The organism is Streptomyces sp. SID486 (assembly GCF_009865385.1).
GTDB lineage: Bacteria > Actinomycetota > Actinomycetes > Streptomycetales > Streptomycetaceae > Streptomyces.
In genome coordinates this window covers 1-13,370 of record NZ_WWJT01000589.1, presented here as the reverse complement: position 1 = coordinate 13,370, position 13,370 = coordinate 1, and the positions used below count along the sequence as shown (strand labels likewise).

General features: G+C 74.3%; 6 protein-coding genes. 4 read left to right on the top strand and 2 right to left on the bottom strand.

The window, feature by feature from the left end; translation table 11 throughout:
* Window positions 1-1,418 (bottom strand): argininosuccinate lyase (locus GT045_RS27605; protein ID WP_161335830.1); only part of this gene is annotated, 1,418 nt, incomplete at its 3' end.
* A complete protein-coding gene (locus GT045_RS27600; RefSeq protein ID WP_161287108.1) occupies window positions 1,415-2,464 on the bottom strand; it encodes a cysteine synthase family protein in 1,050 nt (349 codons plus the stop codon). The genes GT045_RS27605 and GT045_RS27600, both read right to left, overlap by 4 nt.
* A 129-nt stretch (window positions 2,465-2,593) precedes the next feature.
* On the opposite strand from GT045_RS27600, the gene GT045_RS27595 reads away from it, so the two are divergent.
* The 4 genes from GT045_RS27595 to GT045_RS39100 form a co-directional block, all read left to right on the top strand.
* Complete coding sequence (locus GT045_RS27595; protein ID WP_161287107.1) at window positions 2,594-2,833, top strand: acyl carrier protein; 240 nt, start codon at window positions 2,594-2,596, stop codon at window positions 2,831-2,833.
* 11 nt (window positions 2,834-2,844) lie between these two features.
* Window positions 2,845-3,798 carry a chlorinating enzyme gene (locus tag GT045_RS27590; RefSeq protein ID WP_161335829.1) on the top strand — a complete coding sequence of 318 codons (954 nt, stop codon included), beginning with the start codon at window positions 2,845-2,847 and terminating at the stop codon, window positions 3,796-3,798.
* Between the two features lie 110 nt (window positions 3,799-3,908).
* Window positions 3,909-4,763: an alpha/beta hydrolase gene (locus GT045_RS27585; protein ID WP_161287105.1), complete on the top strand. Its 855-nt coding sequence runs from the start codon at window positions 3,909-3,911 to the stop codon at window positions 4,761-4,763.
* A gap of 38 nt (window positions 4,764-4,801) precedes the next feature.
* Window positions 4,802-13,370 (top strand): SDR family NAD(P)-dependent oxidoreductase (locus GT045_RS39100; RefSeq protein ID WP_202529088.1); only part of this gene is annotated, 8,569 nt, incomplete at its 3' end.

Below are 13,370 nucleotides of genomic sequence, written 5' to 3'. Positions count from 1 at the left end.
ATCGCGGCGGCGGCCGTGGCGAGGGCGGCCCGCGCCGCCACCGCGCGCCGCTCGGCGCACGCCAGCCAGTCGCGGTGGGCGAGCAGATCGTCGTACGCGGCGGCGAACACCGCGTCGAAGCCGCCCGGGCCGCCCCCGCTCACCTGCGCGGCCACCAGGGCCGGCAGGGAGACGTCGGCATCCCGCAGCCCCTCGGGCAGGTCCTCCGCCGACAGCCGGGGCGCACCCCGCTCGACGGCACGCCGTACGGCACCGCCCACCAGCCGGTGCGCGGTGCGGAACGGCACGTCCTGCCGCACCAGCCGGTTGGCCAGCGCGGTCGCTCCCACGAAGCCCTCCTCAGCGCGGGCCAGCATGCGCTCCGGCACGGGGCGCCCGCCGCTCACCAGCGCCCGGACCAGGACGGCCGCGTCACGCACCGCGTCCAGGCCGGGCCGGACGGCCGCCACCGCCTCGGTACCCACCTCGATCGAGTTCGTGAACGGGGTGGAGCGGGTCATCGCCGCCGCGGCCGTCCAGGCCCCGATGGCCGTACCCGCCTTGGCCTTGACGTGTTCGAGGAGAAACACGTTGCGTTTCTGCGGCATGGCCGAGCTGCCGCCCACCAGCCGGTCCGGGAAGGCGAGGAAGCCGAACTCGGCGCTGCTCCACAACTGCAGGTCGGTGCCCAGTCGGCTGATCGTCAGGGCGGCGCCCGTGGCCGCCGCGAGGGCGTGCAGCGCGCCGTCCCGGCTGGCCACGGTGTCGAGCGCATGCCGGGCCGGAGCGGCGAAACCGAGCAGCTGCGCGGTGCGGGACGGGTCGATGGGCAGGTCCGAGCCCGCGGCCGCCCCGGCCCCCATCGGGCAGCGGTCCAGCGCGTCGACGGCCTGTCGCAGCGCGGTGACATCGCGGCCCAGCGCCACGGCCACACCGGTCAGGTAGTAGCCGTAGGTGATGGGCAGGGCCGCCTGGTAGTGCGTGTGCACGGGCATCACCACGTCGCGGTGTGCCCGGGCGCGTGCCAGCAGCACCGCCAGCAGCCGGGTCAGCTCGCCGAGCAGCGAACGCAGTTCGGCCCGCAGACGCAGCGCGGTCACCGTGGCCTTCAGGTCGTTGCGGGACCGTCCCGTGTGCAACCGGCCCCCCGTGTCCGGCCCCAGCGCCGCGCCCAGCCGCTCCTCATAAGCCAGGTACAGGCCGCGCGGCACCGGAACGCCGTACAGGGAACGGAAGTCCTCGGCCCGCAGCTGCCCGATCCGGTGGATCAGGGCGGCCGCGTCGGCCGGCGGGATCAGCCGGCACTCGACCAGCATCACCAGGTGGGCGAGGTCGATCTCGGTCGTCAGGGACAGCTCGTCCGCGAGGTCCGCCGGGGTGAGGGTGCCGTACACCAGCCGCTGGATCTGGCGGCCCACGGTCGCGGTGAGGCGGCTCATGCGATCAGCTCCCCGAGGGCCGAGCCGGCGACCTGGCGAAGAGAGCGGCGGCCCCAGGCGTACCGGGACCACACCGCGGCCGGCCGGGTCGGTTCCGTCACCTCCAGGGGCTGCTCGGGCGGCGCGCCGGCCAGGCCCCGCGCCGCCAGCCAGGCGTCGTCGTAGACGGTGTCCAGGTAACGGTGTCCTTCGTCGGGCAGCATGACCACCACCCGGGCGTCGGGATGGCGGCGGGCCCACCAGCGGGCCACGAGATACGCGGCACCGCTGGTCGGCCCCTGGAACAGCGCCGTCGACCGGTGCAGCAGCCGGGTGGCGGCGAACGCCTCGGCCGCGGTGCACCAGTGGATCTCGTCGAAGTCCCGGTGATCGAGGTTGCCCGGCATCAGACTGTTGCCGAGGCCGCGCAGCACCCGCCTGCCGTCCGGGTGGCCGAACAACACGCTGTGCGGGGTGTCGACGCCGACCGCACGCAGCCCGGGCCGCGCGACGCGCAGCGCGCGGGCGGTCCCGCACATCGAGCCCCCGGACCCCACCGGCCCCACCAGGCAGTCGAGTTCGCCGAGGCCGCGCTCGAGATGCTCGGCGACGACGGTGTAGGAGGCGGGGTTGTCGGGGTTGGTGTACTGCTCCGGGCAGAAGGTGTCCGGGCGCTCCGCCCGGATCCGGGCCAGCCGGTCCAGCCGGGCCTGCTGGAAGCCGCCGACGGCCGCGGGCTGCGGGCAGATCTCCACCCGTGCGCCCAGATCCGTGAGCCGGCGGTGCAGGGCGGGGTCGATGACCGGGTCGCTGACGAGGGTGAGCCTGCGCTGCATCAGGGCCGCCTGCATGGCCAGCGCCAGCCCGAACGTGCCCGACGTGGTCTCCACCACCTCGGTGTGCGGGCCGAGCAGCCCCGACTCCTCGGCCTTCAGCAGGATGTGCCGGGCGGGCACCAGCTTCATCAGCGTGAAGGCCGCGCCGTAGAGGTTGTCGTCGAGCTGGATGATCCTCGGCAGCAGCAGTGATCCGGCCGCGTCGCGGTACGTCTTCTCGTTCCCAGCCATCGCGCTCCCTGCGAGGGTCGCCGGTCCGGCGACGGGTCCGCCGTGGCCGACCACGATCCCCCAGGGTGTTGCCGGGGTCTGCTCAACAGTGAACAGACCCCGCGCACCGCGTTCCCTACGTTCGCTGCCATGGAAGCCACACCGCAGGAGACGGTCATGGAGATCGTCCGCGAAGTGCTCGGCCGACCCCGTATCGGCCTCGACGACGACCTGTTCGACCACGGCGGCACCTCCCTCTCCTTCGTCCGCGTCCTCGCGGGGATCAAGGAGAAGCTGCACGTCACCGTGCGCGCGGGGGACCTCGGCGGCGTCGCCACGCCCCGCCGGCTGGCGGAGCTGGCCCTGGCCGTCCACCCCACCGACAGCTAAGAGGAGACGAGATGACGAAGCCCCCCTCGGTGCGCGAGTTCACGCTCACGCCGAGCGAGCTGGAGCAGTTCCGACTCAACGGCTTCCACGGCCCGTTCAAGGTGTACGAGGTCGAGGAGATGCGCCGGATCTGGCGCACCGAGCGGCTCGCGCTGATGGACCGCAGCACCGCGGTCTACCAGGAGGAGGCCGCCCAGTCCGGCAACACCAACATCTCCAACTACGACCGGCACCTGGACAACGACTTCCTCGCCGACCACGTGTGCAATCCGCGGATCGTCGACAAGGTCGTCAGCGCCCTCGGCCCGGACGTCCTGTGCTGGCGCACCGAGTTCTTCCCCAAGTACCCCGGGGACGAGGGCACCGACTGGCATCAGGCGGACACCTTCGCCAACGCCTCCGGCACCCCGCAGATCGTCTGGTCGGGCGAGGAGAACGTGCACTTCGGGGGCACGCTGACGGTCTGGACGGCCTTCACCGAGGCCAATGAGGAGACCGGCTGCCTGCAGTTCATGCCGGGCACCCACCAGCAGATGCGGTACGACGAGACGAAGAAGATGCACTACGACCCCGACCGCATCAACAAGCAGGTCAAGGGCGGCGTCGCCCGCGGGTTCTTCGGTTACGACTACCGCGAGCTGCAGATCGACGAGGACTTCGTCCCGGACGAGTCGAAGGCGGTGCCGATGGTGATGCGCCCGGGCGAGGCGATCATGTTCTGGTCCACCCTGATGCACGCCTCGCTGCCGCACAGCGGCAAGAGCGACGAGATGCGGCTCGGCTTCGCCAACCGCTACGTGCCCACGTCGGTGCGGGTCTACCCCGACACCACCGAGATCATCGAGTACGGCGGCCGGGTCAGCCTCGACCGGTTCGGGTCCGTGCTCGTCGCGGGCGTCGACGAGTACCAGCACAACGCGATCGCGACCACCACCACGACCGGGCACCCCTTCACCACCACGTGACGTGCCCTCGCCGTACCGGAGACGCCCCGCCCCCGCACCGGTCGACGCGGCACCGCGAGCCGACTCCCACCGTGCGGATCCGCCCGTGAGGAAAGGAAGGTGACGCCGTCATGGACACCATCGCCGCCATGGAGGTCGTCGACAGCTCCGGTGTCGCCGTGCGCGGCTACAGCGCGGGCGAACCGGGTGCGCCGGCCGTGGTGCTCGCCTCCGCCTGCGGCATGCCGGTGCGGCTGTGCGAACCGTGGATGCGGCGGCTCGCCCCCGGCCACCACGTGGTCACCTGGGAGACGCGGGGGATGTTCGGCGAACCGGGCACCCCGTCCGCGTTCGACGCGCTGTCCCACGACGTCGCCGCACAGGCCGCCGACCTGGTGGCCGTCATGGACCACTACGGTGTCGGCACCGCCCACGTCATGGGCTTGTGCGGAGGGGCCGTGATCGCGCTCCGCGCGGCCGCCGCGGCACCCGGCCGGGTCGCCTCGCTGAGCCTGTGGCACGGCGACTTCTCCGGCACCCCCGGGCCCATGACCGACCACCAGCGCGATCTGCGGGGCCTGCTCCAGCTGGCGGCGCGGAGCCGCGCGGACGCCGCCATGATCAACGAGGCCATCGCGGACACCGCCGCGGCCCGGGTCCCCGCGGACGTCGCCGAGCTGGTCATGCATCCGTACAGCACCGACGAACTCTTCCACCGCTACAGCCGGCTCACCCTGGCCACGATGACCGAGGACATCACCCCGCACCTGCCCGCGGTCCGGGCCCCCGCGCTCGTCGTGACCAGCGAGGACGACCACACGGCCCATCCCGACGGCTCGCACCGGATCGCCGCCGCGCTGCCGGGCGCCCGACTGCGGGTCGAACCGCACGGGGACCACATCTCCGTCTTCGGCGCCGCCGCCCGGCTCCACCGGATCCTGGCCGGCTTCCTCGCCGGCGATCCGTCACCGGCACCGCAGGCGTGAAGCCGCCCAGCAGCACCCGTCCGAGGGGGGACCACGGCATGGCCGACCACGAGCAAGAGATCGACTGCCGCATCCGGCTGACCCACGACGACTTCATCATGGCCAACCATGTCGTCCACGGGGTCTCCGTGCTGCCCGGCGTCACGTTCCTGGACCTGGTGTACCGGGTCCTCGCGGCGCGGGGGCACGATCTCCGCGGCCTCGCCCTGCGGGACGTCCTCTTCTCCGAGCCGGTCGTCACGTGCGAGGGCCATGAACGCGAACTGCGGGTCACCGTCGGTGCCGCGGACGCCGACTCCCCCCGCGCGGTACGGATCGACAGCCGCTGGGTGCGCCACGGGAAACCCTGCGCACCCTGGCGCGAGAACGCGCGCGCCGAGCTGGTCCGTGCCGACGAGCCGCTGCCTGCACCGCTCGACGCCGGGCGACTGCGCGAGGCGTCGGTGCGCGAGGACGACATGGACACGCTGTACGCGCGCACCCGGCGGGAGGGCATCCGGCACGGGCCCGCGATGACCTGCCTCGGCCGGCTGCACAAGGGCGTGACCGAGATGCTGGCCACGCTCCGGCTGGATCCCGCCGGCCGGGCGAGCGAGAGCGGTTTCCATCTGCACCCGGCCAAGGCGGACGCCTCCACCCTGGTGGCGTTCGGCCAGAACGACGAGGTCGGGGACGAGCCGTTCGTCCCCTTCCACATCGGCTTCTTCCGGGCGCCCGCGGCGCTGGGGGAGACCTTCCACGTCCGCGTCCCCCACCCCGAGGAACCCTCGGAATCGGGCGACCTGGTCCACAACGACTACACCCTCCACGACGAGGAGGGGCGGCTGGTCGCCGAGTTCCGCGGCATGTCCTGCAAGCGCATCCGCCACCCCGAGCTGATCACCCGGCTGCTCGACGAGGTCACGGGCGCCCCCGGTCCTGCCTTGGCGGCGGACGTGTCCGGTCCCGCGTTCGTGGCGGACGTCTCCGGTCCCGCGTTCGTGGCGGACGTCTCCGGTCCGTCCTTCGCCGCGGAGAGCTCCGGTCCCGCCGCCGAGGCGAGCGGGCCGGAAGCGGTGGCGGTGGCCCGGCTGCGCGAGTTGGTGGCCCGCGAGCTGGGCTGCCCGGCCGGTGACGTCCCGGCCGACGTCGGCTTCTACGACCTGGGCCTGGATTCCGTGGCGTTGCTGCGCCTGGGCCAGGCGGTGGAGACGCTGGTCGGCACCATGCTCTACCCGACCCTGCTCTTCGAGTACGGATCGGTGGGAAGCCTGGCCCGCCACCTCGCCGGCCCCCATGCGCGGGCCCTCATGGCCGCCACCATCGCGGGGTCCGGCGCATCCGGCGCATCCGGAGCATCGGGCGCATCCGGGGCATCCAGGGCATCCAGGGCATCCGGAGCTCTCGGCGAACCCGGCGAACCCGGCGAACCCGGCGAGACCGGCGCGCCGCCCAGCGCGGACGCACCGGCCGAGGCCGTGACCGTCTGCCGTGCCGAGCGCTGGACCGACGCGCCGGCGCCGCGGCCGGGCGCCGCCGGCGACCTGGTGGTGTTCGGCGCACCGGACCGCCAGGCCGAGCGGCTCAGGACCGCGACCGGACGGCGCGTCGTCCAGGCCGAACGAGGCCCGGAGTTCGAGCGGCTGGGCCGCGACCGTTTCCGCCTCGACCTGCGCGCCCGCGACCAGCTCGGGCGGCTGCTGGCCGTACTCGCCGACGAGGACACCCGCCCGGCGGTCCACGTCCTCCATCCGGTCCATGACGCGGCCACCGAACTGTGGGCCCTGGCCTCCGCCTTGGTCGAGGGGCAACCCGGTACGGCCGGGTTCGCCGGTGCGACCGTCCTTCTGCCGGTACGCCACCCCGCGCCACCGCAGCACGCGGCGCTGGCCGCGCTCGCCGCGACCATCGGCGCCGAAGTGCCCGCGCTGCGCTGCAAGGTGGTCGAACACGACGGCGCGGCCGACGACGTCACCACGCTGCTCGCCGAGACCGGGCAGGACGGGGAACCCTGGGTGCGTCACCGCGCCGGCCGCAGGCAGGTACGGCGCTGGGCGCCCACCGGGACCGGCCCCTCGGCCGACGGCTTCGCCGACGAGGGCGTGTACCTCGTCACGGGCGGGGCCGGGGGGCTGGCGGGTCTCCTCGCCGACCACCTCGTGGCACGCCACCGGGCCCGGCTGATGCTGGTCGGCCGCAGCCCGGCCGGCCCCGGACTGCGGCGCAGAATGGCCGACTGGCGGGAGCGCGGCGGCGACGTCCGCTACACCCGCGCCGACGTCTCCACGCGCGCCGGCGCCCAGGCCGCGGCCGCCGCCGCACGCGAGACCTTCGGGCGCGTCGACGGCGTCCTGCACTGCGCCGGCACGCTCCGCGACGGGCTGTTCTTCCGCAAGGAACCCGCCGACCTCGCGGCGGTGTGCGCGGCGAAGGTCGACGGCACCGTGCACCTGGACGCGGCGACGGCACAGGACGCCCCGGCGCTCTTCGTCCTCTTCTCCTCGCTCTCCGCGGTGCTGCCCAACCCGGGCCAGGCGGACTACGCCTACGCCAACGCCTTCCAACTGGCCTTCGCGCAGCGGCGCGCCGCCGAGCGCCCGGGGCGCACCCTGGCCGTGGCCTGGCCCCTGTGGGCGGACGGCGGCATGCGCGTGGCGGACGGGGCCCAACGCCGCGCCACCGGGGCGACCGGCATGGTGCCGCTGCCGACCAGGGCCGGGCTGGAGCTCCTGGACCGGGCCACCACGGGCGGCGCGACCGCCGTCGCCGTGGTGCACGGTGACGCCGATCGGGTCCCGCACCTCCTGCCGGAACCGGAACCGGAACCGGAACCGGAACCGGAACCGGAACCGGAACCGGAGCCGGAGCCGGAGCGGGAGGCGGAGCCGGAAGAGGACGGCGTCGATGACATCGCGGTGATCGGTCTGGCCGGCCGCTACCCCGGCGCACCCGGCCTCGACACCTTCTGGCGCAATCTCGCGGGCGGCGTGGACAGCATCGTCGAGGTCCCCGCCGACCGCTGGGACCACGCCGCGTACTACTCGCCCGACCGGGACGCGGAGGGCCGTACCTACAGCCGCTGGGGCGGGTTCGTCGACGGTGTCGACCGCTTCCACCCGGCCTTCTTCGGCATCTCCCGGCGGGACGCCGAGCGGATGGACCCGCAGGAGCGGCTGTTCCTGACCGCCGGGTGGCACGCCTTCGAGGACGCCGGACGCCTGCCCAGGGACCCGACCACCCGCGACACGGGCGTCTTCGTCGGCGTCATGTGGAACCACTACCAGCTGCTGGCCGACGAGGCCGGGGGAGTGGCGCCCACCGCGATGCACGCGTCGGTCGCCAACCGCGTGTCCTACGCGCTCGACCTGCACGGCCCGAGCCTCGCCGTCGACACGGCCTGCTCCTCCTCCCTGACCGCGCTGCACCTGGCCTGCGAGAGCCTGCGCCGCGGCGAGTGCGACATGGCGCTGGCCGGCGGGGTCAACGTGTCCGTCCACCCGCAGAAGTACCTGCAACTGGCCCAGGGACAGTTCCTCTCCGCCGACGGCCGCTGCCGCAGCTTCGGAGCCGGCGGCGAGGGCTACGTGCCCGGCGAGGGCGTGGGCGCCGTGCTCCTCAAGCCGCTGCGCCGGGCCAGGGCCGACGGCGACCACGTCCACGGCGTCATCCGGGCCACCGTCGTCAACCACACCGGGCAGACCAGCGGATTCACCGTGCCGAGCCCGGCCGCGCAGGGCGAGCTGATCCGGCAGGCGTTCGCGCGGGCCCGCTGGGACCCCGCCACGGTCGGTTACGTGGAGGCGCACGGCACCGGCACCTCGCTGGGCGACCCCATCGAAGTGGAGGGCCTGCGGCGGGCGTTCGCGGACGCCGGACTGCCCCCCGGGGCGGTGGCCCTCGGCTCGGTGAAGTCGAACATCGGCCACCTGGAGAGCGCCGCCGGCATCGCCGGCCTGACCAAGGTGCTGCTCCAGCTGCGACATCGCGAACTCGTGCCCTCCCTGCACGCCGAACGCACCAACCCGCACATCGACTTCGACGACTCACCGTTCCGGGTCCAGCGGGAACGGCGTGCCTGGACCACCGGGGACACCCCGCGCCGGGCGGGCATCAGCGCGTTCGGCGCAGGCGGCGCCAACGCCCACGTCCTGGTCGAGGAGGCGCCCCCGCCCCCGACGCGCGCGCTCGCCCCCGCCGGCCCCTGGCTGTTCGTGCTCTCCGCGCGCACCCCCGAGGAACTCCGCGCGTACGCCGTCCGGTACCTGGAGTTCCTCGACGGCACCGGCCGGCCGGCGAGCTGGGTGGCACAGCGGGCCGCCGAGGTGCTCGGGGTCCCCCCGGAGGGGATCGGGCCCGACGAGTGCCTGGCCGATCTCGGGTTCGACGCGCTCGCGCTCCGGGAACTCACGGAGGCCGTCGGCGTACCGGCGACCCCGGAGAGCACCGTGGCCGGGCTGGCCGGCCAGGCCAGCCCGGGCGGACCGGGCGGCCCCGACGACCCGTGGCTGCTCGCCGACCTCGCGTACACCTCGCAGGTCGGACGCCTTCCGATGCCCCACCGCCTCGCCGTGGTCACCGCCGACATCGCGGAACTGCGCAAGGAACTGCGGCGGTACGCCGACGGGGAGGGCCCTGGCGACCACGCCCACCGGGGTGGCGCCGCGGCCCCGGCCGCCCTGGACGCGGTGGCCGCGTTCCGCGCCGGGCGGCTGGACGAGGTGGCCGCGCACTGGGCCGCCGGGGGGCACGTGCGCTGGGCCGACTGCCACGCCGGGGACTCGGCCGACCCCGCCGCCCGGCGCCGCCCGATGCCGGGTTATCCGTTCCGGGAGGAGGTGGCCTGGGTGGGCCGCTGGAAGGGCACGCAGGATGCCGCCGCACCGGCCGGGACCGCGGCGCGGCAGCCGGCCGTCGAGCCACCGGAGCCGCGGAGGGGGTCGTCGGACGGAGAGGCGGTGGAGTTCCGTCTCCTCGAACCGGGCATCGCGTTGCTGGTGATGCGCGACGGCGGCGGCAGCAACATGTTCACGGACGCCATGATGAGCGGCCTGCGGCGGGCCTTCGCCCGGGTGGAAGAGGACGACGGGGTACGGGCGGTGGTGCTCACCGGCACCGACGACGTCTTCAGCATGGGGGCCACGCCCGAGGGGCTGCGGACGCTCGCCGGCGGCGGCAGCCGGTTCACCGACGTACCGTTCGTCTACGAGGGACTGCTCCGTTGCAGCCGGCCGGTGATCGCCGCGCTGAGCGGCCACGCCTCCGGCGGTGGACTCGCCTTCGGCCTGTACGCGGATCTGGTGGTGCTGGCCCGCGAAAGTGTGTACCGCGCCAACTTCCTGACCTACGGCTTCACGCCCGGCATGGGGGCGACGTACATCCTCGCCGACCGGTTCGGGCCCGTCATGGCCGCCGAGATGATGTACACCGGCCGCCTCGTCCAGGGGGAGGAACTGGAGCGCCGGGGCGCGAACGTCGCCTTCGCCGACCGGTCCGACGTCCTGGCCACGGCGCTCGGCCTGGCGAGGTCGATCGCGGAGAAGCCCGCGGAGGCCGTCCAGGTCCTCAAGCAGGATCTCGCCGACCGGACCCTGCACCGGCTGGCCCCCGTGATCGAGCGTGAATCGGTCATGCACGAGCGGGTGTTCGGCCCGGAGTCCGTCGGCCGGATCGAGGAGTACTTCGCCAAGGCCGACGGGTTCCGCGCCGCCCGCCCCGCGGCGGAACCGGCGCGGCCTGCCGTCCCCGCGCCGGCCGCGTCGACGGCCCCCGCGGCACCGGTTCGGACACCGGCCGCCCCTCCCGTCCCGGACCCGCTGCCACCCGGGCCCGACGAGGCCCGGATCAGCGAGGTGCTGTACCGGGCGCTCTGCGAGAGTCTCTTCCTGACGCCCGGGGAGGTCGACGAGGCGCTGAGCTTCAGCGAGATGGGCCTGGACTCCATCGGGGCGGTGGAACTGGTCCGCGCCGTGAACAAGGCGTTCGGCCTCGACATCGACTCGGTCACCGTCTACGACCACCCGACGGTGCCCCGGCTGGTCGCCCACGTCCGCGAGACGATCACCCGCGACCGAGCCCTGCTGGCTACGGCGACGACAGCAACCGCCACGGCGACGACAGCGGCCGCGACGACGACAGCAGCCGCGACGGCGACAGCGATGGCAACGGCGACAGCGTTGGCAACGGCGACAGCGGGGGCGACGGGCACAGTTGCGAGAACGGTGACGGCAGACGCGGCAACAGCGGTGAGGACGGTGACGGCAGACGCGGCAGACGCGGCAGAAGCGGCAGGAGCGGTGAGGACGGCGACAGCGCCGGCGAGGGTGTCAGTGGCAGTGCCGATGACAGCGCCGGCCGTCATGGAAACCCCCACCGCCCGCGACCTCGGCGACCCGGGCCACGCGGCACCGGGCCACGCGGCACCGGGCCACGCGGCACCGGGCCACGCGGCACCGGGCTCCGCGGCAGCGGGCTCCGGCGTCGTGCAACTGCCGCCTCTGCGGGCGGTGCCACCGGCGCCGGAGGCCGTTCTCACCGCCGGGCCGGCCGGACAGAGCGGGGGCACCCTCGATGGGCCGGACCTCGGCGGTGAACCGTCCTTCCCCGGCGCGCCGGCCCCCGGACCCACCTCGCGGGCCGAGGCGGACCGGACGGCCGGGGCGGCTGCCACACCGCTCGCCGGGGCCGGCTCCGCTGCCGGGACGGCCGCCCGCGCCGGATCGCCGGGCGCGGCCGCCGATTCCCTGTCATCTGCGTCTACGTCTACGTCTGCGTCTGGGTCTACCTCTACCTCTGCGTCTGCGTCTGCGTCGATGTCGGCCTCGGCGGCGGCGGTGGCGGCGACGGCCGAACCCGGACCGCCGGCCGTGGCGTCGGCCGGCTCCGGGGACATCGCGGTCATCGGCATGGCCGGCCGCTTCCCCGACGCCCCCGACCTGGACGCCTTCTGGGCCAACCTGGCGGCCGGACGCAGCAGCGTGCGCGAAGTCCCGCCGGAGCGCTGGGACACCGGGGCGTTCTACGACCCCGACCGGCGTGCACCGGGACGTACGTACAGCAAATGGGCCGCCCTCCTGGACGGCGTCGACCGGTTCGACCCGCAGTTCTTCCGCCTGTCGCCGCTGGAGGCGGAGGCCATGGACCCCCAGCAGCGGCTCTTCCTTCAGGCCGCCTGGTCGGCCCTTGAGGACGCCGGACACGCGACGAGCACCCCGCCGAAACGGCCGTGGGGCGTGTTCGTCGGCTGCGCCGTCGGCGAGTACCTGGAGCTGCTGGCCGAGCAGGGGGAGAGCACCACCGCCCACGCCTTCCTCGGCAACTCCGCCTCGGTGCTGGCCGCCCGGATCGCCTACCACCTGGACCTGACGGGCCCCGCCCTGGCGGTCGACACCGCCTGCTCATCGTCCCTGGTCGCCGTGCACCTCGCCTGCGAGAGCATCCGCGCCGGAGAGTGCGAGGCCGCGGTCGCCGGCGGCGTGGCCCTGATGCTCACGCCGCGCATGCACGTCCTGACCAGCAAGACCGGGATGCTCTCGCCGACCGGCCGCAGCGCCCCGTTCGACGCCTCGGCCGACGGCATCGTGCTGGGCGAGGGCGTCGGCGTGGTCGTACTGAAATCCCTGGAACGGGCCCTGGCCGACGGCGACTGCGTCCACGGCGTGATCCGTGCCAGCGGCGTCAACGGCGACGGCCGCACCAACGGCCTCACCGCGCCCAGCGCCGCCGGCCAGGCCGCGCTCATCGAGCGGGTGCAGCGCCGGGCCCGGGTCCGGCCCGAGGACGTGACCTACGTCGAGGCCCATGGCACGGGTACGCCGCTCGGCGACCCGATCGAGATCAAGGCCCTCCACCAGGTGCTCGGCCGGGCGGCCACCACCCCTGGTCACTGCGGTCTCGGTTCCGTGAAGGCCAACATCGGGCACACGACGATGTCCGCCGGCATCGCCGGGCTGCTCAAGGTCCTGCTGGCGCTGCGGCAGCGCCAACTGCCGCCTCTGGTCAACTTCGACAAGGCCAACCCGGAGATCGACTTCGCCGGCAGCCCGCTGCGACCGGTCACCGCGCTGGAACCCTGGCACCCCGGACCATCCGGTGAACTCGTCGGCGCGGTCAGCAGCTTCGGCTTCAGCGGGACCAACGCGCATCTGGTGGTCGCGGAGCCGCCGCGGGAAGCGGCGGGCCCGGCCCCGGACACGGCGCTGGCGATACCGGTCTCGGCCCGGACCCGGCCCGCGCTGCGCCAGGTCCTCGGCGCCCTCGCCGACCGGTTGGAGAGTGACCGTCCCGCACTGGCGGACGTGGCCGTGACGCTCGGCGCGGGACGCACCCACCACGCGGTCCGGACCGCCTTCGTCGCCACCGACAGTGCCGACCTGGCGCTCCAGCTGAGAGCCGAACTCGCGGGACTCCCGCGCCGGCCCGGCACGGGCGAGCCGGAACACGCCGTCCAGAGGTACCTGGCGGGGGAGGCGGTGGACTGGGCGGCCCGGGCCGGGTACGCGGACGGCCGCAGGATCTCCCTGCCGGGTCACCCCTTCGAGACCGGGTCGTACGGCCCCACCCACGGGTCGTACGGCCCCGCCCACGGATCGCACGGCCCCACCCACGGATCGCACGGCCCCGCCCGCCCCC